Annotated in this window: 20 protein-coding genes; 12 read left to right on the forward strand and 8 right to left on the reverse strand. The window is 71.4% G+C overall.

The genetic code is table 11. The annotated features are described in order from the left end of the window. Positions 1-95 precede the first annotated feature (95 nt). The 3 genes from F6W97_RS34685 to ppdK form a co-directional block, all read right to left on the reverse strand. Positions 96-2,939 carry a glycoside hydrolase family 9 protein gene (locus F6W97_RS34685; RefSeq protein ID WP_155374799.1) on the reverse strand — a complete coding sequence of 948 codons (2,844 nt, stop codon included), beginning with the start codon at positions 2,937-2,939 and terminating at the stop codon, positions 96-98. Positions 2,940-3,206: 267 nt separating this feature from the next. Next, positions 3,207-3,554 (reverse strand): VOC family protein, encoded by a 348-nt coding sequence (locus F6W97_RS34690; RefSeq protein WP_155374800.1) that lies wholly within the window; start codon positions 3,552-3,554, stop codon positions 3,207-3,209. A 149-nt stretch (positions 3,555-3,703) separates the two neighbouring features. Beyond that, positions 3,704-6,331 carry a pyruvate, phosphate dikinase gene (gene ppdK, locus F6W97_RS34695; RefSeq protein WP_155374801.1) on the reverse strand — a complete coding sequence of 876 codons (2,628 nt, stop codon included), beginning with the start codon at positions 6,329-6,331 and terminating at the stop codon, positions 3,704-3,706. Between the two features lie 236 nt (positions 6,332-6,567). Between ppdK and F6W97_RS34700 the strand changes: the two genes are divergently transcribed. The 6 genes from F6W97_RS34700 to F6W97_RS34725 all read left to right on the forward strand — a co-directional run bounded on the left by F6W97_RS34700 (position 6,568) and on the right by F6W97_RS34725 (position 13,381). After that, entirely contained in the window at positions 6,568-7,749 is a 1,182-nt protein-coding gene (locus tag F6W97_RS34700; RefSeq protein ID WP_155374802.1) for a cytochrome P450 family protein, read from the forward strand. Between the two features lie 303 nt (positions 7,750-8,052). Next, positions 8,053-8,868 (forward strand): M23 family metallopeptidase, encoded by an 816-nt coding sequence (locus tag F6W97_RS34705; protein ID WP_230687230.1) that lies wholly within the window; start codon positions 8,053-8,055, stop codon positions 8,866-8,868. A 208-nt stretch (positions 8,869-9,076) separates the two neighbouring features. After that, positions 9,077-9,895 (forward strand): MerR family transcriptional regulator, encoded by an 819-nt coding sequence (locus F6W97_RS34710; protein WP_155374950.1) that lies wholly within the window; start codon positions 9,077-9,079, stop codon positions 9,893-9,895. A 240-nt stretch (positions 9,896-10,135) separates the two neighbouring features. Next, the gene (locus F6W97_RS34715; RefSeq protein ID WP_155374803.1) at positions 10,136-11,224 is read left to right on the forward strand and encodes a sugar ABC transporter substrate-binding protein; all 1,089 of its coding nucleotides are present in this window, start codon (positions 10,136-10,138) and stop codon (positions 11,222-11,224) included. Positions 11,225-11,315: 91 nt separating this feature from the next. Then, entirely contained in the window at positions 11,316-12,143 is an 828-nt protein-coding gene (locus tag F6W97_RS34720; RefSeq protein WP_230687231.1) for an ATP-binding cassette domain-containing protein, read from the forward strand. Next, positions 12,143-13,381: a sugar ABC transporter permease gene (locus F6W97_RS34725; protein WP_155374804.1), complete on the forward strand. Its 1,239-nt coding sequence runs from the start codon at positions 12,143-12,145 to the stop codon at positions 13,379-13,381. Before F6W97_RS34720 ends, F6W97_RS34725 begins: the two co-directional genes overlap by 1 nt. 133 nt (positions 13,382-13,514) lie before the next feature. Here F6W97_RS34725 and F6W97_RS34730 read toward each other — a convergent pair whose 3' ends face one another. Both F6W97_RS34730 and F6W97_RS34735 read right to left on the reverse strand, forming a co-directional pair. Next, the gene (locus F6W97_RS34730; RefSeq protein WP_155374805.1) at positions 13,515-13,697 is read right to left on the reverse strand and encodes a hypothetical protein; all 183 of its coding nucleotides are present in this window, start codon (positions 13,695-13,697) and stop codon (positions 13,515-13,517) included. Beyond that, positions 13,694-14,506: a protein phosphatase 2C domain-containing protein gene (locus F6W97_RS34735; protein ID WP_155374806.1), complete on the reverse strand. Its 813-nt coding sequence runs from the start codon at positions 14,504-14,506 to the stop codon at positions 13,694-13,696. The genes F6W97_RS34730 and F6W97_RS34735 overlap by 4 nt, the downstream gene beginning before the upstream one ends. 133 nt (positions 14,507-14,639) lie before the next feature. Between F6W97_RS34735 and F6W97_RS34740 the strand changes: the two genes are divergently transcribed. Together F6W97_RS34740 and F6W97_RS34745 are read left to right on the forward strand one after the other, a co-directional pair. Then, positions 14,640-15,161: a SigE family RNA polymerase sigma factor gene (locus F6W97_RS34740; protein WP_155374807.1), complete on the forward strand. Its 522-nt coding sequence runs from the start codon at positions 14,640-14,642 to the stop codon at positions 15,159-15,161. Next, positions 15,158-16,009, forward strand: a complete 852-nt coding sequence (locus F6W97_RS34745; protein WP_155374808.1) for a hypothetical protein — start codon at positions 15,158-15,160, stop codon at positions 16,007-16,009. Before F6W97_RS34740 ends, F6W97_RS34745 begins: the two co-directional genes overlap by 4 nt. A gap of 60 nt (positions 16,010-16,069) precedes the next feature. Here the strand turns inward: F6W97_RS34745 and F6W97_RS34750 are convergent, their stop codons facing one another. From F6W97_RS34750 to F6W97_RS34760, 3 genes are all read right to left on the reverse strand, one after another. Continuing rightward, positions 16,070-16,939, reverse strand: a complete 870-nt coding sequence (locus tag F6W97_RS34750) for a hypothetical protein (RefSeq protein WP_155374809.1) — start codon at positions 16,937-16,939, stop codon at positions 16,070-16,072. Between the two features lie 89 nt (positions 16,940-17,028). Then, positions 17,029-17,649 (reverse strand): response regulator, encoded by a 621-nt coding sequence (locus F6W97_RS34755; protein WP_155374810.1) that lies wholly within the window; start codon positions 17,647-17,649, stop codon positions 17,029-17,031. Further along, positions 17,646-18,830: a sensor histidine kinase gene (locus F6W97_RS34760; RefSeq protein WP_155374811.1), complete on the reverse strand. Its 1,185-nt coding sequence runs from the start codon at positions 18,828-18,830 to the stop codon at positions 17,646-17,648. The genes F6W97_RS34755 and F6W97_RS34760 overlap by 4 nt, the downstream gene beginning before the upstream one ends. A 540-nt stretch (positions 18,831-19,370) precedes the next feature. Here F6W97_RS34760 and F6W97_RS34765 point away from each other — a divergent pair. The 4 genes from F6W97_RS34765 (at position 19,371) to F6W97_RS34780 (ending at position 23,388) form a co-directional block, all read left to right on the forward strand. Continuing rightward, a complete protein-coding gene (locus F6W97_RS34765) occupies positions 19,371-20,453 on the forward strand; it encodes an alpha-hydroxy acid oxidase (protein ID WP_230687241.1) in 1,083 nt (360 codons plus the stop codon). 15 nt (positions 20,454-20,468) lie between these two features. Further along, positions 20,469-21,818 carry an aminotransferase-like domain-containing protein gene (locus F6W97_RS34770; protein ID WP_230687232.1) on the forward strand — a complete coding sequence of 450 codons (1,350 nt, stop codon included), beginning with the start codon at positions 20,469-20,471 and terminating at the stop codon, positions 21,816-21,818. Between the two features lie 219 nt (positions 21,819-22,037). Then, positions 22,038-22,670, forward strand: coding sequence for an ArsR/SmtB family transcription factor (locus F6W97_RS34775; protein ID WP_155374813.1), 633 nt, complete (start codon positions 22,038-22,040; stop codon positions 22,668-22,670). Between the two features lie 4 nt (positions 22,671-22,674). Beyond that, a complete protein-coding gene (locus F6W97_RS34780) occupies positions 22,675-23,388 on the forward strand; it encodes an SRPBCC family protein (protein ID WP_155374814.1) in 714 nt (237 codons plus the stop codon). Positions 23,389-23,536 lie beyond the last annotated feature (148 nt).

Consider the following 23,536-nt stretch of genomic DNA (forward strand, 5'->3'; position numbering starts at 1 on the left):
GCGCCGCACCCGCGTACCCCCGAACGGTCCGCTTGGGCTCGGACCGGTGTGCCCGCGCCGCCGTCACCCCCTGGCGGCGGCGCGGGCCGGAGACGTCACCCGATGGTGCAGGTGGCGCCGTTGACCGTGAACGCCGCCGGCCGCGGGTTGCTGCCGGTGTGCGTGGCGTTGAAGCCGAACGACGTGGACGCCCCGGCGGCGAGCGTGCCGTTCCAGCTCTCGTTGGTGATCGCGACGTCCGCCCCGGTCTGGGTGTACTTCGACGACCAGGACTGGGTGACCTGCTGCCCGGCGGTGAACGAGAACCGCAGCGTCCAGCCGTTCATCGTGGCCGTGCCGGTGTTCTTGATCGTCACGTTGCCGGTGAAACCGGTGCTCCAGTCGTTGCTGCCGTAGGTGACCTGGCAGCTGCCCGCGGGATTGTTCGGCAGGGTGGTCGCCGACACCGCGCCCGACGGCGTCGAGGCGTTGCCCGCCGCGTCGACCGCGACCACGTAGAACTGGTACGCCGTGGCGGCGGTCAGCCCGGTCACCGCGTACGTGGTGCCGGTGACCGTGGCCAGCAGCGCGTCGGTCGCGCCGGCCTCGCGGTAGACCCGGTAGCCGGTGACGCCGACGTTGTCGGTCGAGCCGGTCCAGGTCAGGGTGAGGCCGCTGGAGGTCACCGCGGACGCGGCGGGCGTGCCCGGCGTGGTCGGCGCGGTGGTGTCGACCGGGTCGGCGATCAGCGTGGTGAAGGTCGCCGGCGTCGAGGCCGCCGAGCGGTTGCCCGCCCCGTCCTTGGCGATCACGTAGTAGGTGTACGACGTGTTCGGGGTGAGGCCGGTCAGCGACAGGGTGGCCGCGGTCGGCGAGCCGACCAGCACGTCCGTCGTGCCCGCCTCGCGGTAGACGTCGTAGCCGGCCAGGCCGCTGCCGCCGGTGTCAGACGAGCCCGCCCAGGCCAGCGTCAGGCCGGTGGTGGTGACGCCGGACGCGCTCGGGGTGCCGGGCACGCTCGGCGCGGTGGTGTCCGGGGTGGTGCTGGGCTCGTTGCCCCAGATCCGCACCCCGCCGTGGTAGAGCGGCACGCCCGGGTTGACCCCGGCGGTGGCCAGGTACGACGGGTCGTTGGCGGTGCTCCAGGTGCCGCCCTCGCCGACGCCGACCTTGAACTGCACCTCCATCCGGTGCTGCGACTGCCCGGCGGGCGCGATGGTGTACCCGGTGCAGTCGACCTCGACGTACCAGAGGTTGCCCTGGGCCTGCTTGGCCGTGCTCGGCGACGGGCAGCCCTGGGTGTAGCCGGCGGTCACCACGACCGCGCTGGCGTCGTCCCGGGTGAAGTAGTAGCGGAACTTCGCCGTGGTCAGCGCGCGGGCCGGGAACGCGGACTTGTTGTAGACGATCGCCTTGACCCGGGTCTCCCGGGCGTCGGCGGTCAGCGTCGTCTCGACGGTCATCTCGTCCATGTCCGGGGCCTGCACGCCGGGGAACCCGGCCAGCGGGGTGCCGCCGTACTCCTGGGTCAGCCGGACCAGCGACGAGGTCAGACCGGCGTTGTAGTCGGTGGCGACCTCGTTCATCACGTAGTCGTTGCGCTGGTCGGAGTAGGCGTCGTCCGGCGAGGACGGGCCGCCGACGAGCGCTCCGTAGAGCACGTGCCGGGTCTCGACCGGCACCGTCATGCTGTCCCACCAGGAACCGTGCGCGGTGCGGTGGTGCGGGTTCTTCGGCGAGTTGTTCCCGAAGCCGATCATGTACGACGAGTTGCGCGGGTTGTCGCCCAGCGCGTAGTTGATCTGCCGGACCGCGAAGTCGTGGTAGCGCGCCTTGCGCACCGTGTCGGTGGTCTTGTCGCTGTAGACCAGGGCGGCGAACGACGTGTTCGCGGCGTAGCGCAGCGCGCCCCAGCTGTCGAGCACGGCCATGCCGCCGGGCGAGGTGCGGATCTTCTCGCCGTTGACGCCGACGGTCCAGTAGTCCAGCCACCGGTTGGCGTCGTCGACGTACTTCTGCTTGCCGGTCAGGTTGGCCAGCAGCACGTACGCGCCGAACTGCTTGTTGTCCCAGGCCAGCGTCCACTTGTAGGACCGGGTGGTGGTCTGCGGTTCGGTGCCCAGGCTGTCGTACGCCGCCTCGGCCTTGGCCAGGTAGGACGCGTCACCGGTGGCCCGGTAGAGCCAGATCCCGCCCCACACCAGCTCGTCGGTGTAGCCGCTCCAGGACTTGTAGAAGTTCGTCGCGTCGGTGATGCACGAGTGGTAGGTCTGGCGCACCGTGTCGGCGAACGTGTAGAGCTGCTTGGCGTGCGTGACCAGGGTGTCGGCGTAGGTCGGGTCGGTGGGCCGGAACACCATGGACGAGGCGGCCATCGCGGCCGCGGTCTCCCCCGCGAGGTCCGCCCCGCCGCAACTCGCGTCGATCTTGTACGCGGGCCGCGCCATCGGCATCACCTCGGCCGGACCCCACCACTTGTGGTCGTCGTCGCCCTTGCCGATCTGTCCGTAGAGGACGTTGGCCGACGGGTGCGCCTTCATGAAGTAGTCGTTGGGCACCCGCAGGTTGTTCAGCAACTGCGTGAGCTGCCCCGAGGCGACGTAGCCGGGGCGGTACTCGACCGCGCCCCAGGCCAGCATCGTCGTGGTGAACGCCATCGGGAAGCCGAACTTGACGTGGTCACCGGCGTCGAACCAGCCGCCGGTCAGGTTCAGGCCCACGTCGGAGCCGTCGTTCAGGGCGGAGTCGCCGCGCCAGGAGACCCGGCTCCAGGCAGGCTTGGGGCCGGCTATCTGCGCCTCGTAGAAGTACAGCGACTTCTGCAGCGCCTCGGCGTAGTTGAAGGACGGGGCGGCGGCGGCCGGGCCGGGGCTGACGGCGACGGCGAAACTCGCCGCGGTCAGCGCCGCGGCCGCGGTCGCCGCGAGCCGGCGTCCCCAGTGTGGTCGTGCGTCGGGCATGGCGGGACTCCTCGTACGTGGAGCCGCACCGGACACGCCACGACGGGACGTCGCGGGGCCGGACGTGGGCGCGTCCTACCCCGCCCGACGCGGTGGCCAGGCACGGTGGTGATCGGGCGTAAGTGTTGCGGGAGCGCTCCCACAACTGCGGACCAATGTAGCCGGATGTCACGCGCATGTGAAGCGTCAATGACCAGCGCGTATCCGATGATCTATGGAAACGCTCCCATATCGACTCATCCCGATGGAACTTTCAGTGTTCAGGATTCACGGCCGGGGGCGGAGCCGGAACTCGTTGCCCTCCGGGTCGGCCAGCAGGGTCCACGGCGTGCTCGACGCCTCCACCGGCACGTGGCGCGCGCCCATGTCCATCAGCCGCTCGATGTCGCCGACGAGGTCGTCGCAGTCGAGTTCCACCTGAAGCCGGTTGCGGCCGACCTTGGCGGCGGGCGCCTGCACGAACAGCATGCCCGGATACGACGCCTGGTCGGGCGCGATCGCCACGGCGTCGGGCCGCTCCTCCAGTATCTGGAAGTGGAGGACCTCGGCCCACCAGCGAGCCAGCCGTGCCGGATCCCCGGCGTCCACTGCGGTGCCATGCCAGCGCAGCCCCATCGCCGCCTCCTGCCGGTGTGGACAGAGTGCCGAAAGCGTACGCCGCCGGATTCCCGTCTGCCACCACCTGTAAACCCGCACGACAGAAAGGACGGGCACCTGCACATCGCTGTGCGACGTGGAAGGTGCCCGTCCTTTAAGTTCACCTGTCAGAGCACCGCGCGGCCGGCCTCCAGACGGGCGACCGGGACGCGGAACGGCGAGCAGGACACGTAGTCAAGGCCCACCTCGTCGAAGAAGCGCACCGACTCCGGGTCGCCGCCGTGCTCGCCGCAGACACCGATCTTCAGGCCGGGCCGGACCTGCCGGCCCTCCTGCACGGCGATGCGCACCAGCCTGCCGATGCCGTCGCGGTCCAGCGTCTCGAACGGCGACACCCCGAACACGCCCAGCTCCAGGTACCGGCTGAAGAACGAGCCCTCCACGTCGTCGCGGGAGAAGCCCCAGCCCATCTGGGTCAGGTCGTTGGTGCCGAAGGAGAAGAAGTCGGCCGCCTCGGCGATCTGCCCGGCCGTCAGCGCGGCCCGCGGCACCTCGATCATCGTGCCGATCGGGGTGCCGGACATGCCCTCCTCGGCCAGGATGCGCTCGGCGTCGGCGCGTACCGCCTCCAGCTCCTGGACCGCGCCCACCAGCGGCACCATGATCTCCGGCCGGGCGTCGCCGCCCTCGCCGCGGACCTTGGCCGCGGCCTGCGCGATGGCCCGCACCTGCATGCCGAACAGGCCCGGGATGACCAGCCCGAGGCGTACGCCGCGCAGGCCCAGCATCGGGTTCTGCTCGTGCATCCGGTGCACCGCGGCCAGCAGCGCCTGCCGGTGCGGGTCGGGCGCCTCCGCCGTGGCCACCTCGACGGCCAGCTCCTCCAGCGGCGGCAGGAACTCGTGCAGCGGCGGGTCGATCAGCCGGATGGTGACCGGCAGCCCGTCCATCGCCCGGAAGATCTCGGCGAAGTCGTCGCGCTGCAGCGGCAGCAGCGCGTCCAGCGCCCGCTGCTGCTCGTCGTCCCCGTCGGCCAGGATCAGCCGCTCCACCATGGCCCGGCGCTCGCCGAGGAACATGTGCTCGGTGCGGCACAGCCCGATGCCCTGTGCCCCGAAGCGGCGGGCGCGGGCGGCGTCGGAGCCGGTGTCGGCGTTGGTGCGCACCGCCATCCGCCGCCGCTGGTCGGCGTGGGTCAGCATGCGGTGTACGGCGGTGACCAGGGTGTCCGCGTCGGCGGCCAGCTCGCCGTCGAAGTAGCGGACCACCGGGCTGGGCTTGACCGGCACCTCGCCGAGGTAGATCGCGCCGGTGGTGCCGTCGATCGAGATCAGGTCGCCCTCGCCCACGGTGACGTCGCCGACGGTGAACCGCTTGGCGGCGAGGTCCACCTCGACCGACTCCGCGCCGCACACGCAGGTCTTGCCCATGCCCCGGGCGACCACTGCGGCGTGCGAGGTCTTGCCGCCGCGGCTGGTCAGGATGCCCTGCGCCGCGATCATGCCGGGCAGGTCGTCGGGGTTGGTCTCCCGGCGCACCAGGATGACCTTCTGTCCCTTGGCTGCCTGTTCGGCTGCCTGGACGCTGTCGAACACCACGTGCCCGACGGCCGCGCCGGGCGAGGCCGCGATGCCCTTGGCGATCGGCTTGTCGACGGCGGCCTCGTCGAAGGTCGGGAACATCAGCTGGGCCAGCCGCGCCCCGCTCTGCCGGCGCAGCGCCTCGTCCAGGTCGATCATGCCCTCGTCGACGAGCTGCGAGGCGATGATGAACGCCGCGGCGGCGGTGCGCTTGCCGACGCGGGTCTGCAGCATCCACAGCTTGCCGGCCTCGATGGTGAACTCGATGTCGCACAGGTCGCGGTAGTGCCCTTCGAGCGTGGACATGATGCCCATCAGCTCGTCGAACGACTTCTTGTCGAGCTGCTCCAGGTCCGCCAGACCGACGGTGTTGCGGATGCCGGCCACCACGTCCTCGCCTTGGGCGTTGGCCAGGTAGTCGCCGTACACGCCGCGGGCGCCGGTGGCCGGGTCGCGGGTGAAGGCGACGCCGGTGCCGGAGTCGGGTCCGAGGTTGCCGAAGACCATCGCCACGATGTTGACGGCGGTGCCCAGGTCGGCCGGGATGCGCTCCTGGCGGCGGTAGAGCACGGCCCGCTCGGCGTTCCAGGAGTCGAAGACGGCGTTGACGGCGAGGTCCATCTGCTCGCGCGGGTCCTGCGGGAAGTCGCGCCCGGTGTGCTCGGCGAAGATCGCCTTGAACGTGTCCACCAGGGTGCGCAGCTCGGCGGCGTCCAGGTCGATGTCGGCGCGCTCGCCCTTGACCTGGTCCATGGCGTGCTCGAAGGCGTCGCCGGGCACGTCGCAGACGGTCTTGCCGAACATCTGGATCAACCGGCGGTACGAGTCCCAGGCGAAGCGCTCGTTGCCGCTGCGCGCGGCCAGCCCGTGCACGCTGGCGTCGGTCAGCCCGACGTTGAGCACCGTCTCCATCATCCCGGGCATGGAGAACTTGGCTCCCGAGCGCACCGAGACCAGCAGCGGGTCGGCGGGATCGCCGAGCCGGCGGCCCATCTTCTGCTCCAGCGCCGACAGGTGCGCGCCGACCTGTTCGGCCAGCTCGGCGGGCGGGGTGCCAGCGGTGAGGTACTCCCGGCAGGCTTCGGTCGTGATGGTGAACCCCGGGGGCACGGGCAGACCTATTCGCACCATCTCGGCGAGATTGGCGCCCTTGCCGCCGAGCAGATCCTTGAGGTCCTTGTTCCCCTCGGCGAAGTCGTACACGTACTTCGTCATTGCGACCTCCCGCGTAGTGACCTCGACAACCAGTCTTGCGCGGGACCTTAACGGCCGCTCAGGGAATTTAGGAGGAGCTGGTGACGTATGGCACACGTATCGACAGTTGTGCCGTTCGCACGGTTTTCGGGGAGCGTTCCCACGCGCACGACCGCGCATCCCACCCCGATCGGGGTACATTCGGCGGGGGTCGACAGGGACCGCCGAAACGGACATCGATTGCTAACGTTCGCACTATGCATCCGTTCGGTCCTGAAGCGACGTCCGACCCTCATCCGATCTATGCACGGCTGCGCGAAGAGGCCCCCGCGCACGAGTTCGCCGTGGCCCCGAACTTCAACGCCTGGCTGATCACCCGGCACGACGACGCCCGCCGCGCCCTGAACGACCCCCGGCTGAGCAAGAACGTGTCCGGCGCCCCGATCCGCACCAGCGGTGGCTGGCCGGTCGAGCTGCGTGCCGCGATGGACTCGCACATGCTCAGCAACGACCCGCCGGCCCACACCCGGCTGCGCCGTATCGTCTCGTCGGCGTTCACCGCCCGCCGCATCGCCGACCTGCGCCCCGACGTGCAGCGCATCTCCGACGAGCTGCTCGACGGGTTCGCCGGCCGGGACGAGGTCGACCTGATCGGCGAGTACGCCTTCCCGCTGCCCCTGCAGGTCATCTGCGAGCTGCTCGGCGTGCCCATGGACGACCGGGACAGCTTCCGGCAGTGGTCGAACACGATCATCGCCAGCGCGCTGGCGCAGGGCGACGCGCTGGCGGCCGCGACGGCGATGAACGACTACGTGCGCGAGCTGGTCAAGCGCAAGCGGGCCGAGCCCGACAAGGCCCTGCTGTCCGCACTGGTCTCGGCAGCCGACTCCGGCGACCGGCTGACCGAGGACGAGCTGACCTCGCTGGTGTTCCTGCTGCTGCTCGCCGGGCACGAGACCACCGTCAACCTCATCGGCAACGGCGTGTACCTGCTGCTGAGCCACCCCGAGCAGCTGGCTCGGCTGCGCGCGGACCGCATGCTGATCTCCCCCGCCATCGAGGAGTTCCTGCGGTACGAGAGCCCGGTGAAGACCGCGACCCTGCGGATCGCCACCGAACCCGTCGAGTTCGACGGGGTGACCGTGCCGGCCGGGGCGGTCGTCATGGTCAGCCTGCTGTCGGCCAACCGCGATCCGAACGCCTTCGCTGACCCGGACCGCTTCGACCCGGCGCGGGCCGACAACCAGCACCTGGCGTTCGGCCACGGCATCCACTACTGCCTGGGCGCGCCGCTGGCCCGGCTGGAGGGGGAGATCGCGTTCAACGGCCTGCTGGACCGGTTCCCGAAGCTGCGCGCCTCCCAGCCGCTGGATGAGTTGATCTGGCGTCCCGGAGCGCTGCTACGGGGTCTCGACCAGCTGCCGGTCATGCTGAGCTGAAATTTCCCCCAAGATCAAAGCTCCATTTAGTGGCGATTTCGCCGTCTGAGTGGAGCTTTGATGGCATAAAAAGACCCTTCCCTGAGGCCAGCCCGTAGGGGTAAATGCCAGCAATTCGGACATGGTGTGACGCAGATCACAACATCGCAAGACGTGATGAACCGACCAGTAAGCCCCTAGAAGGGGAGGAAAGTTCACCCATCAGGGCAGATGATTCCTGGCTGCGGTGGTGAGTCCAGTCACTGAGCAGGCAGTATGGGCGATCCCGAATCAAAGGTGATGACGGAAAGGCCCCCAACCCCCGTGACTTACTTCAAACGTGGCAAGCACAGCGTCCCCGGCACCCTCGACAAGAGCCGCGACCGCCTCGCCCAGACCGGCGGAATGGTTCGCGGAGGTCTCGCCCGGCACTCCCGCCAGGCACTGGCCGTCACCGCCCTCGCCGGGGTCAGCGTTTTCGGCTTGATCAGCGGCGCGGCGAACGCCGGCGACAGCGATCCCGCCCCCGCGGACGCCGTCAAGGCGATCACCAGCGTGGCGACCATCGACGCGCTCGCCGAGCGGCAGGCCGTCGCCGACGACGCCTCCCGGTCGCAGCGCTCCACCCCGGTGGAGACCACCACGACCAAGCCCAAAACGACCACCACCAAGAAGCCGACGGTGACCAAGCCGAAGCCGGCCACCGTGAAGGCCGCCCCCAAGCCCGCAGCCGCCCCCCGGCCGGCGTGGCTGGTCCCGATGAAGGGCGCCCAGGTGACGTCCTGCTTCGGTCAGCGGTGGGGCGTGCTGCACGCCGGCATCGACTTCGCCATGCCGAGCGGCACCCCGATCCGCGCCGTCGGCGCCGGCACCGTGGTGAGCGCCGGCTGGGCGTACAGCGGATACGGCATCTCGGTCGTGGTCGACCACCACAACGGCTACCTCACCCACTACGCCCACATGTCGCAGGACAAGGTGTCGGTCGGTGACGAGGTCAAGGCCGGCGACATCCTCGGCCTGGAAGGCTCCACCGGCGACTCGACCGGCCCGCACCTGCACTTCGAGGTGCACAAGGGCATGTGGAACCAGATCAACCCGGACGGCTGGCTGGCCGACCGCGGGATCCAGACCTCCTGCTGAGACGCGCCCGCCACGGCGGGCGGCGCACCACCCATCCCCCATACCTCCATCCCTCCCCCCGACGAGTGGCCCGGATCATCGTTGATCCGGGCCACTCGCCTGTCCGGGGTACACGTCCACCGGACCGCTCGTCCGCCCGGCCGGTCGCCGGTGAGGGCAGGATGGGCTTGACCCTGACACGATGTCAGCCTCCAGGGTGGTTCTCGACATGTTCACCATCGGAGACTTCGCCAAGCTCGGCGGCGTGTCGGTCCGCATGCTGCGCCACTACGACGCGCTCGGGCTACTGCCGCCGGCGTCCGTGGACCCGGCCAGCGGGTACCGGCTCTACCGCGCCGACCAGTTGTGGCGGCTCAACAAGCTGGTCGCACTCAAAGGCCTCGGCTTCACCCTGCAGCAGGTGCAGACGATCCTGGACGACCAGGTCCCCGTCGCCGAGCTGCGCGGGATGCTGCGGTTGCGCCGCGAGGAGCTGGCCGCGCAGGTCGCGGCGGACACTGCGCGGCTGGCCATGGTCGAGGCGAGGCTCCGGATGATCGAGAAGGAGGGCCGCATGGCCACCCACGACATCACCCTCAAGCAGGTCGCTCCGTTGCGGGTCGCCGAACTCACCGCCGTCGCCGCCGGTTACGGCCCCGAGCACATCGGGCCGACGATCTCCCCGCTGTACCCCGAGTTGATGCGGCGCCTGGACAAGGCTGGGGTGAGCCCGCTGAGCGCCCCGGCCATCGCATACTACGAGCCCGACGGCGACGCCGTGCTCGTCCACGCGGCGCTGCAGGTGGCCGCCGACCCGGTGCCCGGCCAGGACTTCGCCGTCGTCGACCTGCCCGCGATCCACGCCGCCACGGTGATCCACCGCGGTCCGATGGACGACGTGCTGTACAGCCTCCAGGCGCTGGCCCGCTGGGTCGAGCAGAACGGCTACCGCACGGTGGGCTACCACCGCGAGGTCTACCTCGACTACGTGCCGGACAACGCGGAGAACGGCGTGACCGAACTCCAGATCGAGGTCGCCCGCACCTGACCCCGCCGCCCGGCGCGGGCTTTGCGCCGTGCGCCGTGCGCCGTGCGCCGTTGATCGTCGGACTTGCTGGGCAGGTGTGCGTATCTTGGGCACGCTTTTCGCCCATGTGCCTGGCAAGTCTGACGATCACCTGAGAATTCGCGAATGCGGACATTTACGTAATAGGTGAGTTATAGGATCGCTCGTATTCGCCTATCCCGTGCCGACGCGCCCGGCGAGCCGGCCGTGCAGGAGGTTCGCATGTCTTCGCGGCGCCTGGCAGTCGCCATCACCACCGCGCTCCTGGTCACCCTCGGCGCTGCCGCCTGCGAGAGCGGCAACTCGGGTGGCTCGACGGCCGGCGGCGGCAAGATCGCACTGCTCCTGCCCGAATCCCAGACCACCCGGTACGAGCAGCACGACCGGCCGCTGTTCGAGGCCAAGGTCAAGGAACTGTGCGCCGACTGCGAGATCATCTACAGCAACGCGCAGCAGGACCAGAGCCGCCAGCAGCAGCAGGCCGAGGCCGCGCTCAACAACGGCGCCCAGGTGCTGGTGCTCGACCCCGTCGACGGTGCGGCGGCGGCGACCATCGTGTCGCTGGCGAAGTCGAAGAACGTGCCGGTGATCTCGTACGACCGGCTCATCCAGAACGCGCCGGTCGACTACTACATCTCGTTCGACAACGAGCGCGTCGGCCAGCTGCAGGGCGAGACGCTGGTGAACCGGCTCAAGGAACTGGGCAAGACGTCCGGCGACATCGTGATGATCAACGGATCGCCCACCGACAACAACGCGAAGCTGTTCAACAAGGGCGCGCACTCGGCGCTGGACACCTCCGGCTTCAAGACCGTGCCGACGCCCGACTTCTTCACACCCGAGTGGAAGCCCGAGAACGCGCAGAAATTCATGGAAGGGCAGATCGCCCAGCTCGGCAAGGACGGGTTCGTCGGGGTGTACGCCGCCAACGACGGCACCGCCGGCGGCGCCATCTCCGCGATGCGGGCGGCCGGCATCACGCCCGTGCCGCCGACCACCGGCCAGGACGCCGAACTCGCCGCCATCCAGCGCATCGTCGGCGGCGACCAGTACATGACCGTTTACAAGGCGTTCAAGCCCGAGGCCGACCAGGCCGCCGAGCTGGCGGTCGCGCTGCTCAAGGGCGAGAAGCCGAGCACTGACCGCACCGTGAACAACGGCGCGGTCGACGTGCCGTCGTTCCTGCTCGAACCGCAGGCGGTGACCAAGGAGAACGTCAAGCAGACCGTGGTCGCCGACAACCTCTACACGGTCGAGCAGATCTGCACCTCGGCGTACTCCGCCGCCTGCAAGGCCGCCGGCCTGACCTGACCTGCCTCGTTTCCTGGCAGGCGTTAAGAAGGGCACCTTCCTCTATGTATAGCGATGTGAAGGTGCCCTTCCTTTCTTGAGGGGGTGGGCGGTGAGTGGGGTCAGGGAGCCGATTCTGGCGTTGCGCGGGGTGAGCAAGCGGTTCGGTGCGGTGCAGGCGCTGACCGAGGTGGACCTCGACGTGTACGCGGGTGAGGTGGTCGCGCTCGTCGGCGACAACGGCGCGGGCAAGTCCACACTGGTCAAGGCCATCTGCGGGGTGAGCCCGCCGGACACCGGCACGGTCGTGTTCGCGGGGCGTGAGGTGCGGGTCGAGTCGCCGCACGCGGCGCAGGAGCTGGGCATCGCGACCGTGTTCCAGGATCTGGCGCTGTGCGACAACCTGGACGTGGTCAACAACCTCTTCCTCGGCCGGGAGCTGCGGCGCGGGGCGTCGCTCGACGAGGTCGAGATGGAGCGGCGCAGTGGCAAGCTGCTGCGCGAGCTGGCCGCCCGCATCCCCAGCGTGCGGCTGCCGGTGGCGGCGCTGTCCGGCGGGCAGCGGCAGACGGTGGCGATCTCCCGGTCGCTGCTGGGCGACCCGAAGGTGGTGCTGCTCGACGAGCCCACCGCGGCGCTCGGCGTGGCGCAGACAGCCCAGGTGCTCAACCTCATCGAGCGGCTGCGCGACCGCGGCCTGGGCGTGGTGCTGATCAGCCACAACATGGTCGACGTGCGCGCGGTCGCGGACCGGGTGGCGGTGCTGCGGCTCGGCCGCAACAACGGCGAGTTCCGCATCCACGACGTCACCAACGAGCAGATCATCGCCGCGATCACCGGGGCTACCCAGAACGTGGTCTCCGAGCGGGTGGCCCGGTTGCGCGAGCAGTCCGCCGGCGACGACCCGCTGGCGGCCGGCTCGGCGGAGGGCGGTGCCTGATGGCGGACCCGGTGATCGAGCCCGCGGTGCCGCCGCCCACCCCGGCGACGGAGCTGAGCACGCCGAAGGAGGCGGTCGGCGGCTGGCTGCAGACGCTGCGCACCGGCGACATCGGCTCGCTGCCGATCATCATCGGGCTGATCCTCATCGTGATCGTGTTCCAGAGTCTCAACCCGACCTTCCTCAACGCGTTCAACCTGGTCAACCTGTGCCTGCAGATCGCCGCGCTGGGCATCATGGCGACCGGCATCACGCTGGTGCTGATGCTCGGCGAGATCGACCTGTCCATCGGCTCCGTGAGCGGCCTCGCGGCGGCCGTGCTGCTGGTCACCCACGTGAACGACGGCTTCACGCCGCTGCTGGCGGTGCTGGTCGCCGTGCTCGTCGGCACGCTGGTCGGCACGATCCAGGGCTCCATCTTCGCCAAGATCGGCGTGCCGTCGTTCATCGTGACGCTGGCCGGCCTGCTCATCTGGCAGGGCGTGCAGCTGCGCGTACTCGGCGAGCAGGGCACCATCAACCTGCCCCCGGCCGGCACGCTGGTGCGCTGGGCCCAGTTCTCCTTCGTGCCGCGCGGACTGGCCATCGTGCTGGCCGCCCTGGTGCCCGTGCTCTACCTGCTGTTCAGCCTGCTCACCCGGCGCCGCCGGGCCGCCGCCGAGCTGCCCGTGATCCCGCTGTGGCTGCCGATCGCGGTCGCGGTGATCCTGTTCGTGCTGCTCCAGCTCGTCGTCGCGAAGCTCTACCTGGACCGGGGTGTGCCGTGGACCTTCGTGTTCATGGTCCTGGTGGTGATCTTCTTCGACTGGCTGCTGCGGCGCACCGCGTACGGGCGCAAGATCTTCGCGGTGGGCGGCAACATCGAGGCGGCCCGCCGCGCCGGCATCAACGTCGACTGGATCCGCATCTCGGTGTTCGCGCTGTGCAGCACCCTGGCTGCGGTCAGCGGCGTGGTCGCGGCGATGCGGCTCGGCTTCGCCAACCAGCAGTCCGGCAGCGGCGAGACGCTGATCAACGCGATCGCCGCCGCCGTCATCGGCGGCACCAGCCTGTTCGGCGGCCGGACCCGCCGCTACGCCCCGCTGCTCGGCGCACTCGTCATCGGCTCGATCGCCAACGGCCTCGAACTACTGAGCCTTTCCTCCGACGTACGCCTCATCGTCACCGGCACCGTCCTGCTGGCCGCCGTGGTCATCGACGCCCTGGTCCAGCGCTCCCGCACCTCCCACGGCCGCTGACCCCTCCCCCACACCGCCGCACCCACGCGCATGATCGCGACGATCTTGCGCGAAGTGTTGCCCATATGACCGTTGAGCCCGTGTCATACCCACAGTCCGCGCAAGATCGTTCCTGCGGGGGTGGGGTGGGGGGTCAGCCCTGGATGGCGGGGTTGAGGTCTGGCGGGGTGTCGGGGCGGGGGTCGGTTTCGGACTCGGTGCCGGGGACCAGGTCGTCAGGGGCGGGGCGGGTGGGCAGCGCGCCGAAGCGGACGTGGCGGAGGAAGGCCGACTCCTCGTCGGTGAACTTCTCGCCCGAGTAGAGGCTCTCGGTCATGGCAGGGGTCCTTCCTCCCGGGTGGTGTCGAACAGGCAGACCGCGGCGGTGGCGTCGTCGCTGACCTTCTGGCGGGGCCAGCGGGTGCGGTCGGGGTCGGCGCGCTCGGCCGCGCGGGTCGCGGCGATGATGCCGGTCGGGCCCTCGCGGTAGCCGAGGTCAAGGTAACCACGCCAGTCCAGCAGTCCGTAGTCCGTGACGAGCGGGGCCGCGCCGTCGGAGGCCAGCACCGCGCCGCGTACGCCGGTGACCGTGCCGGTGAGCGCGTGACCGGCCGCCTCCGGCTCGGTGCGGGCGATCCAGTAGCCGCCCGCGGTGTTGCGCTGGGCCTGCTGGTCGGTGATGAAGCGGGCCAGGTCGTCGCGGGTGCCGCGGTCGGCGGCGGCGGCGAGGTCGGGCGTCGCCAGCGCCTTCCACGAGTCGTCGATGACGGCGACCGGGCCGTCCGCGGTGTCCAGCACCACCGGGGAGTCGGCGAGCACGAGATACTCCGCGCCCTGCGGCGTCTGCCGCACGATCGAGACGGTCGAGCCGGGTGAGCCCGGGTGCCGCAGGTCGCAGCGCGGATGCTCGGCGGCCACCTCCTCCACGGCCAGGGCGAGGCCGTCGGCCAGCGGCGTCGGGCCGTTCAGGCGGCGCAGCAGCCGGGCCCCGAGGCGGGCCACGTACCAGGCGGTGCCGTGGGCGCATCCGGTCTGCGGGCTCTCGGTCAGCCCGTCGAGCACCACCGCGAGCCGGGGAAACGCCCCCGCCCAGTCCAGGTTGACCGCGCCCGGCGTGGCCGGTTCGCTGGCGATGCTGACCCGCATGTTCCGCTCCGCTCCCGGCCGCGAGGTCGCCGCCGCAGGTCCACCCTTCCATGATCGGCCGGCGCGGGCACAGCGGGTGTTACCTCGGGGCACCGCCGGAGCGTCATGGGGGGCATGGGAATGGGGAGAACACATGGCACCACCTGACCTCGAACGCGGCTTCGCCGAGTTCGTCGCGGCCCGGTCCGACGCGCTGCTGCGCAGTGCCTGGCTGCTGACCGGCGACGCCGGCCGGGCGGAGGACCTGCTGCAGACCGCGCTGGCCAAGGCCTGGCGGCGCTGGTCGGCGGTCGAGCGCGCCGACAGCCCCGAGGCGTACGTGCGCCGGGTCGTCTTCACCACGTACGTCTCCTGGTGGCGGCGGCGCTGGCGGGCCGAGACGCCCAGCGGGCAACTGCCGGAACGGCCGAGTCAAGGCGACCTCGCGAGCGCGGTGGCCGCCCGGGACGCGGTCACCCGGGCGCTGGGCCGCCTGTCGCGGCGGGCGCGGGCGGTCGTGGTGCTGCGCTACGTCGAGGACCGTCCGGTGGCCGAGGTCGCCGAACTGCTCGGCAGCACCCCGGGCGCGGTGAAGGTGCTGGCGTCGCGGGCGCTGGCCGCACTGCGCGCGGACCCGGATCTGTTGTCCCTCGTGCCGGAAGGAGCACCAGCATGACCGAACAGGACATTCGCCGGATCGTCCTCGACGCGGTGCCGCCGCTGCCGCCGCCGCCCGACCGGCTGGCAGCCGTGCTGCGCCGGGCCCGGCAGCAGCGGGTACGCCGCGCGTCGGTGACCGCCGCGTTCGCCGTCACCCTGGTCGCCGCCGCCTCGGGCCTGGTGCTCGCGGGACCGGGCGGCTCGCCGCTCGGCGTCGCGTCGTCCGGCGCCCCGTCGGCCCCTTCGCCGTCGCCGTCCGCGCTCGTCTCGGCGTCGGCCGCGGTCTCGCCGTCGGCGTTCCCGTCCCCGTCGCCCTCCAACCACGCGTCGCCGTCACCGGCGGCACCGAGGACCCTGGAGGAACGCCTGGCAGCGGCAGTCCGTGACGCGTTGCAGCGGGCCGCGACCGGTGCACAGCTCGCCGGTGACCTGCGTTTCCAGGAGTCGTTCACGGACAACGGCGAGGTCGGAGCCATCCAGCTGATCACCGCCGCGGGCCGGACCGGCACGATCACGGTCGCCGCACGCCATGGCGACGGCAAGGAGACCTGTGCCAGCGAGGTGGCCGCCGCCTGTACGCAGTCGACGGGGCCGGGCGGCGAGCGCATCCTGTCCGTGCCCGCCACCGGCGACGGCAGCAGCGACGGCAAGCCGAACCGGGCGCTCGTCGTGATCGTCGTCCGGCCGGCCGAGAAGCTGCTGGTGACGGTGATCGTCGACAACGCCACCGAGATCACCAAGTTCCCCAGCGCCACGGAGTACGGCATGGAGAGCACCGGCTACACCGGGCAGTTGCCGCCGCTCACCCTGGCCCAGGCGAAGAAGATCGCGCTGGACCTGGCGGCGAAGGTCGAGCTGCCGTGACCGTCGGTGCGGTCGGCGGCGCGCCGTCGGCCGCACCGGCGGACCACCCCGGCGGCCGAGCTAGTTGTTCACGGGCGCGGCCGCGCGCCCCCGGCCGACACCCAGCAGCACCACCAGCAGGCCGACCACGACGATCATCGAGATCAGCATCACGGCGTACATCGCGGCGGGGAACATGCCCGCGCCGGGGACCTGGCAGGCGCCGTACGACAGCAGCCCGCCGCCCGCCGCCGTGCCCGCCGTCAGCCTGATGTCGTACCCCCGCCACATCCGCCGGACCGCCATCATGAGCACGCCCGCGACGCCCAGCATGGCGGCCACGAGCAGAGCCACGATCCACGAAGGGTCGGCCGGCGGCGGCTCGGAGGCCAGGCGCGGCGGCTCCTCGAAATACCAGCCCTCGCCGCCTCTGGGCAGGCCCAGCCGGTGCCAGATCCCCTTGACGGAACGGTAGAGCAGACCGTCGCGGCCGTTGGCCACGAAGACCACGTGACCGCCGGTCACCTCGCGCACCACGATCGACGTCGACGACAGGTGCCCGGCCCGCTCGCCGACCAACGCATAGTCTGCGGCGAGCTGCTGGTAGTCGGCGCCGGCGATCTCCCATGCGGTGGTCCAGCCGATGTCGTCGCCGCCCGACTCGACCCGCAGCAGTCCGGGCACCACGCGGTAGCACACCTGCTCCGCGCAGCCCGAGGTGCGCGCGGGCATCAGGAAGTGCCGCTCGCTCGGCCCCAGCAGGCGCCCGTCCTGGTCGATGTCCCAGAGGCCGCCGCGATCCGGCACGCTGCTGTCCACCCGCACGGTGACGGCGCCGGAGCCGCCCTCGTCGACCTCGGTCACCAGGTAGGTCGCCGGCACGGTCGACCGCCCGCAGGCCGCCAGCACGCCCACCAGCAGCAGCGTCGCTGCCAGCCGTCCCCATCGCATGGCGTCACTGTGCGGCCGGTCCAGCGTCGCGGCAACACCGCGCAGGTATCGAACCGGAAACGATCCACCGCCGGTGGAGCGGCCCGGCCTCAGCGGATGACGCCGCGCCGCCGCCCCTCGGCGGTCGCCGCCGTACGGTTGTCGACGCCGAGCTTGGCGAAGACCTGGACCAGGTGCGACTTGACGGTGGCCTCGCTGATGAACAGCCGGCGGGCGATCGCGGAGTTGGAGTGGCCGCCCGCGACCAGTTGCAGCACCTGGGCCTCGCGCGGAGTCAGGCTGATGCCTGGGGCGCGCTCGCGGGACACCAGCCGCGTCGCCACCGACGGGGCCAGCACCGTCTCCCCCGCCGCCGCGGCCCGCAGCCCTCGCAGCAGGTCGGCGGGTTCGGCGTCCTTGAGCAGGTAGCCGATCGCCCCCGCCTCGATCCCCCGCAGGATGTCGGCGTCACTGTCGTACGTGGTCAGGATCAGCACGCGGGGCGGTTCGGGCAGCTCACGCACCCGAGCGGTGGCCGCCGCGCCGTCGATGCCGGGGCCCAGCTGCAGGTCCATCAGCACCACGTCGGGACGCAGCTCGCGGGCCAGCCGCACCGCCTCGTCGCCGCCGGACGCCTCGCCGACCACGCAGAGCCCGGGGTCGGCCTCCAGCGTCGCGCGCAACCCGGCCCGCACGATGGGGTGGTCGTCCACCAGCAGCACGCTGATCACGACCGGGCCTCCCGCTGGACCGGCAGCGGCACCGTGGCGCTGATGGCGGTGCCCTCCCCGGGTGTGGACTCCACGACCAGCGCGCCGCCCACCTCGGCGAGCCGGCTGTTCATCGCCGACAGGCCGAGGCCGGTGCCCGAGGACGGGGAGGCGGCCGGGTCGCTCGGGTCGAAGCCGACGCCGTCGTCGGCGACGTCGACGCGTACCGCGGCGGGCTGGAAGGCGAGGGTGACCACGACGGTGGCCGCGCGGGCGTGTGCCCGCACGTTGGCCAGCGCGGCCTGGGTGACCCGCAGCAGCGCCACGGCCACCGGCGTCGGCAGCGGCCCGGTCTCGCCGTCGACCACGAAGCGGGCCTCGACGCCGAAGTGCCGGGCGTCGGCGACGGCCCGTTCGAGGGCCTCGGGCAGCGAGCGGCCGGTCAGCTCGGCCGGGGCCAGCGCGCGTACCAGCCGGCGGGTGTCCTCCAGCGCGCCCCGGGCCGCATGCTCGGCGATCTCCAGTTGCGGGCCGGCGTCGGCGGCGTCGCGGGCCGAGCGCAGCAGCAGGATGATGCTGGACAGGTTCTGCGCGACGGTGTCGTGGATCTCCCGGGCGAGGCGCTCGCGTTCGGCGAGGATGCCCTCGCGGCGTTCGGTGGCGGCCAGCCGTTCCTGCGCGGCGGTCAGCTCGCTGACCAGTTCGGCGCGGGCCTCGCTCTCCCGGCGCAGCCGCCGGTAGACGGCGGTGATCACGATGGCGACGGCGGCTCCGAAGACCGGGCCGAGCACGGTGCCGGAGTCCAGGCCGCCGCGGTGTGCGCCCGCCGCGGCGACGGCGATCGCGGTGAGCGCGGCCGTGCCGGGCAGGCCGGCGCGGGGCGGCAGCAGTTGCAGGCAGAGCAGGTACAGCGCGAACGCGAGCCAGACGAAGGACAGCGACAGCGCGAGCAGCACGATCCAGCCGGCCGTCAGCACGACCAGCCACAGCAGCGCCATGCGGACTCCGGCGGCGCGGCGCGACAGCGCCATGCCCACGGCGTACCACGCGGCGACCGCGACCGTCGTGAGCAGCACCGCCGCGCGGTGCCCGCCGTCGGCCCACGCCTCGCCCGCGCCGATCGCCAGCAGCGCGGCGAAGAGCACGTGCTCGGCGCGGCGCAGCAGCGTCAGCGCGTCCTGCCCGCGTCCCGCCCTGCTCATGGCGTCAGAGCGTAGCCGCCGCACGGCGCGGTATGCCGCGGCCGCCAGGGGCAGCGGCCGCGGGGGCCGGGGCGCGGCGCGAAGCCGCGCCCCGGTTCATAGGGCGGGTCAGGCGACCACGCCGTCAACCTCACGCTTGGCAACCTCGCGCTTGGCAACCTCGCGCGCGGCAACCTCCTTCTTCGCAACCTCCATGATCCACCTCCTCCTCGGGCCTTGAAGGGCGCGGCACAGCGCGCTCCGATGTCTGCATGGTCTGTCACCGGAGCGTTCTAGTGGCGCGTTAGGGACTGTAGCGATTGTTGACTCAGCAGTGAAGTCCCTCAATATTGATCTTCTGAAAACTCGTCGTGAACTGTCCCAATAGACGGCAATGAGTGTCACTGTGCCGACACATCACGGGTGGCACCTATTGAAATCGGTACCTAAATCATTCTTACGACAATCACTTCAATAATGATCACCGGGTATTGTGCGCCGTCGATCGGCTCCTTTAGCGTGGGCCGCGGACGGGTACGAAGCTGTGGAGGTCCGTTGCCGATCCTGCGCACCGACGACTACCGCGCCCTCGCCCAACCCCGGCTGCCCGCGGACGTCTGGGACTACCTCGACGGCGGCAGCGGCGCGGAGCTCACCCTGCACGCCAACCGCCGCCTGTTCGACCGCGCCGAGCTGCGGCCCCGGGTGCTCGTCGACGTCTCGGTCTGCGACACCGCCGGCAAGCTGCTCGGCGACGCGCTGACCACACCGGTCGGGATCGCGCCTACGGCGTACCACCGGCTGGCCCATCCCGACGGCGAGGTCGCCACGGCCCGCGGCGCGAACGGCGCACTGTTCGTGGTGAGCATCTTCGCCAGCCGCAGCCTGGAGGACATCGCCGCGGCGGCGACCGGCCCGCTCTGGCTCCAGCTGTACTGGCTGCGCCGCCGCGCCGTACTCGCCGAGCTGGCCCGGCGCGCCCAGGACGCCGGTTACCGGGCACTCGTGCTGACCGTCGACGCGCCGCGCATCGGGCAGCGGCTGCGCGACGCGCGCAACGGCTTCGCCGTCGACCCCGGCATCCGCGCGGTCAATCTCGACGACGCGATCATGGCGGCCACGCACGAGCGCCACCAGGGCGAGTCGGCGATCGCCGCGCACGCGGCGCAGACCTTCGACCAGACCGTCACCTGGGCCGACCTGGCCTGGCTGCGCGGCCTCACCGACCTGCCGCTGGTGCTCAAGGGCGTGCTCACCGCCGCCGACGCCGACCGCGCCGTCGAGCACGGCGCCGACGCGATCATCGTGTCCAACCACGGCGGACGCCAGCTCGACGGGGCGGTGCCCGCGCTGCGCGCGCTGCCCGAGGTGGTCGCGGCCGTCGCGGGCCGCTGCCCGGTGCTGCTCGACGGGGGCGTACGCCACGGCCGCGACGTCTTCGTCGCCTTGGCCCTCGGCGCGAGCGCGGTGCTCGTCGGCCGCCCCGCGCTGTGGGCGCTCACCGTCGACGGCGCGGACGGCGTGACCAGGCTGCTGACCATGCTCACCGGCGAGCTGGAGCACACGATGGCGCTGGCCGGGCGGCCGCGCCTGGCCGACATCGGCCGGGACGCGGTGCTGCTGCCCGACCGCCGCGACGCCTGAACGGAGCGGATCATCATGGTGAAGCGCGAGGAGCGAGCGGAGCGAGCCCCGCTGTCGCGAACTGCCGGCAAGCCGGTGGAGCTGGTCAAGGAGGCGATGCACGCCTCGGTGAGCGATCCCGTCGCCGCCTCGATGAACTTCCTCAACGAGGTCGCCGGGCGCTACCCCGACGCGATCTCACTGGCCGCCGGGCGGCCGTACGAGGGCTTCTACGACACCGCCGACATCAAGCGCTACCTCGACGTGTACGTCGCGTACCTGGGCGACCAGGGCAGCACCCCGGACCAGATCCGCCGCGCGCTGATGCAGTACGGCCGCACCAACGGCCAGATCCACGGGCTCATCGCCCGCATGCTCGCCATCGACGAGGGCATCGAGGTGCCCGCCGAGGCGATCTCGGTGACCGCGGGCTGCCAGGAAGCCATGATCATGGCGCTGCGCGGGCTGTGCGCCGGTCCCGACGACGTGCTGCTGGCCGCCGAGCCGTGTTACGTCGGCATCACCGGCGCGGCCCGGGTGCTCAACATCGACGTGGTGCCGGTGCCCGAGGGCCCCGACGGGCTCGACCCGGCCCGCGTCGCCGAAGTGGCCCGCGCCGTGCGCGCCCAGGGCCGCCGGCCCCGCGCGCTGTACCTGGTGCCCGACTTCTCCAACCCGTCCGGCCGCTGCCTGGACCTGCCCGCCCGGCACGCGCTGCTCGACGTCGCCGCCGCCGAGGACCTGCTGATCCTGGAGGACGACCCGTACGGCCTGTTCGGCCTCGACGACCGGCCCCGGCCGCGGCTGAAGTCCCTCGACCGCGACCAGCGTGTGATCTACCTGGGCTCGTTCGCCAAGTCCTGCTTCCCCGGCGCGCGCATCGGCTTCCTGGTCGCCGACCAGACCGTCGTCGACGCGACCGGACACCGCACCCTGCTGGCCGAGGAGCTCTCCGCGATCAAGAGCATGGTCACGGTCAACACCTCCCCCATCGCGCAGGCCGTGGTCGGCGGCCTCCTGGTCGAGTCCGGCTGCAGCCTGAAGGCGGCCAATGTGGACAAGATCGCCTTCTACCGCCAGAACCTGCTGCGCCTGCTCGACGCCCTCGACCGGCATCTGCCCGCCCCCTGGCGCGACGAGGCGGGCATCTCCTGGAACGTCCCCGCCGGCGGCTTCTTCGCCATGGTCGACGTGCCCATCCCCGCCGACGAGAAGCTCCTGGAGGTCTCCGCCTCCCGCCACGGCGTCCTGTGGACCCCCATGAGCTTCTTCTACACCGACGGCGGCCACCACTCGCTGCGCCTGTCCTGCAGCGGTCTGGACCCCGACACCCTCGAAGAGGGCGTACGCCGCCTCGCCACCCTCCTGCGCGAGTCCATCGCCTGACCCACTCCCCCCACGCCCCGGCCCGCCACACGGCGGTCCGGGGCATTCGCCATGCACGCCCGCGCGACGCGCCCGCGCCCGGGTCGCAGTTTCGGGGAAAGTGCGGCTTCGGAGGCGTGGATTCGTGCAGTTTCCCCGAAAGTGCCGTGCCGCGTGGTGTGCGCCACCGACCGTGTTTGCCTCCTTGACAAGTTTTGTTGTCGGTGGGAGGGTGGGGGCATGTACGAGGTAGGGGTGATCGAGGACGCGGCGGTGGCCGAGGTGTCGCTCGACCCGGTGCGGGCGCGGCTGCTGGCCGCGCTGGCCGAGCCGGGGTCGGCGACCACGCTGGCCGCGCAGGCCGGGCTGACCCGCCAGAAGGTCAACCACCACCTGCGCACGCTGGAGAGCCACGGGCTCATCGAGCTGGTCGAGGAGCGCCGCAAGGGCAACTGCACCGAGCGCGTGCTGCGGGCGACCGCGGCGTCCTACGTCATCTCCCCGGCGGCGTTCGCGGCGGTCGCGCCCGATCCGGACCGCTCCCCCGACCAGCAGTCGGCCCGCTGGCTGCTGGCCCTGGCGTCGCGGCTGGTCCGCGAGGTCGGCGAGCTGATCACGGGGGCGCGGGCCGCGCGCCGGCCGCTGGCCACGTTCGCGGTGGACAGCGAGATCAGGTTCGCCTCCGCGGGCGACCGGGCCGCGTTCGCGGCCGAGCTGACCGAGACGCTCGCCGCGCTGGTCAGCCGTTATCACGACGGGAGCGCCACCGGCGGCCGCCGGCACCGGCTGGTCGTGGGCCTGCACCCGAGCCTGCTGCTGCCACGCGCAGACGGCGGCGCCCACTCATCTGAGCAGGACACCGAGAAGGAGTAGCACCATGAGCAAGAAGTTCGAGATCGTGCGCGAGGGCGAGCTGCAGACCACCCCGGAGGAGTACTGGGACGCCGTCACCACCGGCAACGGCGGCTGGCTGTGGCCGATGGAGTTCGAGCCGCGCGTCGGCGGGGCGGCCGCGTTCGGCGGCGTCATCACCGCATGGGACCCGCCGCACCGCCTCGCGTCCCGGATGGACGGCGACAACGGCTGGTTCAACCAGGTCGAGCACACCGTCGAGGGCCGTGACGGCGGCAAGACCTGGTTCCGGTACGTGCACAGCGGCGTCTTCACCGACGACTGGGACAACCAGTACGACGGCGCCGGCCAGCACACCGACTTCTACCTGCACACCCTCGGGCAGTACCTGGCCCACTTCAGCCGCCGCCCGGTCGTCTACCTGTCGGCCGACGCCCCGGCGGCGTCGAACTCGCCCGACGGCTTCACCACGCTGCGCGGCGCGCTCGGCCTGACCGGGCAGAGCAAGCAGGACGACACGGTCCGGGTCGCGCTGCCGGGCGGGCAGACCGAGGCGGTCGTCGACTACCTGCACCCGAACTTCGTCGGGCTGCGTACCCAGGACGCGCTGTTCCGGTTCTTCGGCCGCAACGCGTTCGGCGCCCCGGTCGGCGTGGCCGTGCACCACTTCGACGCGGACGCCGACGCCGCCGCCGAGCAGAAGGCCCTCGAAGACTGGCTCCAGTCCGTCTACGCCTGACCGCCCACCTCGTTCTGATAGACGCTGGCCTATCACATCGATTTTTGAGAGATCATTCTCGATGTGATAGGCCAGCGTCTATGCAGGGCGCGGGCGCAGCGCGCGGGCGCGGGGTGGGGTGGGCGCGGGTGCCGCGGGTGGGCCGGGG

The sequence above is a fragment of the Catellatospora vulcania genome (assembly GCF_009720385.1).
GTDB lineage: Bacteria > Actinomycetota > Actinomycetes > Mycobacteriales > Micromonosporaceae > Catellatospora > Catellatospora vulcania.

What these genes read in the sequence shown, in the direction of transcription:
- F6W97_RS34685 (WP_155374799.1), bottom strand. Translation starts at nt 2,939, where the DNA reads ATGCCCGACGCACGACCACACTGGGGACGCCGGCTCGCGGCGACCGCG.
- F6W97_RS34690 (WP_155374800.1), bottom strand. Translation starts at nt 3,554, where the DNA reads ATGGGGCTGCGCTGGCATGGCACCGCAGTGGACGCCGGGGATCCGGCA.
- ppdK (WP_155374801.1), bottom strand. Translation starts at nt 6,331, where the DNA reads ATGACGAAGTACGTGTACGACTTCGCCGAGGGGAACAAGGACCTCAAG.
- F6W97_RS34700 (WP_155374802.1), top strand. Translation starts at nt 6,568, where the DNA reads ATGCATCCGTTCGGTCCTGAAGCGACGTCCGACCCTCATCCGATCTAT.
- F6W97_RS34710 (WP_155374950.1), top strand. Translation starts at nt 9,077, where the DNA reads ATGTTCACCATCGGAGACTTCGCCAAGCTCGGCGGCGTGTCGGTCCGC.
- F6W97_RS34715 (WP_155374803.1), top strand. Translation starts at nt 10,136, where the DNA reads ATGTCTTCGCGGCGCCTGGCAGTCGCCATCACCACCGCGCTCCTGGTC.
- F6W97_RS34725 (WP_155374804.1), top strand. Translation starts at nt 12,143, where the DNA reads ATGGCGGACCCGGTGATCGAGCCCGCGGTGCCGCCGCCCACCCCGGCG.
- F6W97_RS34730 (WP_155374805.1), bottom strand. Translation starts at nt 13,697, where the DNA reads ATGACCGAGAGCCTCTACTCGGGCGAGAAGTTCACCGACGAGGAGTCG.
- F6W97_RS34735 (WP_155374806.1), bottom strand. Translation starts at nt 14,506, where the DNA reads ATGCGGGTCAGCATCGCCAGCGAACCGGCCACGCCGGGCGCGGTCAAC.
- F6W97_RS34740 (WP_155374807.1), top strand. Translation starts at nt 14,640, where the DNA reads ATGGCACCACCTGACCTCGAACGCGGCTTCGCCGAGTTCGTCGCGGCC.
- F6W97_RS34745 (WP_155374808.1), top strand. Translation starts at nt 15,158, where the DNA reads ATGACCGAACAGGACATTCGCCGGATCGTCCTCGACGCGGTGCCGCCG.
- F6W97_RS34750 (WP_155374809.1), bottom strand. Translation starts at nt 16,939, where the DNA reads ATGCGATGGGGACGGCTGGCAGCGACGCTGCTGCTGGTGGGCGTGCTG.
- F6W97_RS34760 (WP_155374811.1), bottom strand. Translation starts at nt 18,830, where the DNA reads ATGAGCAGGGCGGGACGCGGGCAGGACGCGCTGACGCTGCTGCGCCGC.
- F6W97_RS34770 (WP_230687232.1), top strand. Translation starts at nt 20,469, where the DNA reads ATGGTGAAGCGCGAGGAGCGAGCGGAGCGAGCCCCGCTGTCGCGAACT.
- F6W97_RS34775 (WP_155374813.1), top strand. Translation starts at nt 22,038, where the DNA reads ATGTACGAGGTAGGGGTGATCGAGGACGCGGCGGTGGCCGAGGTGTCG.
- F6W97_RS34780 (WP_155374814.1), top strand. Translation starts at nt 22,675, where the DNA reads ATGAGCAAGAAGTTCGAGATCGTGCGCGAGGGCGAGCTGCAGACCACC.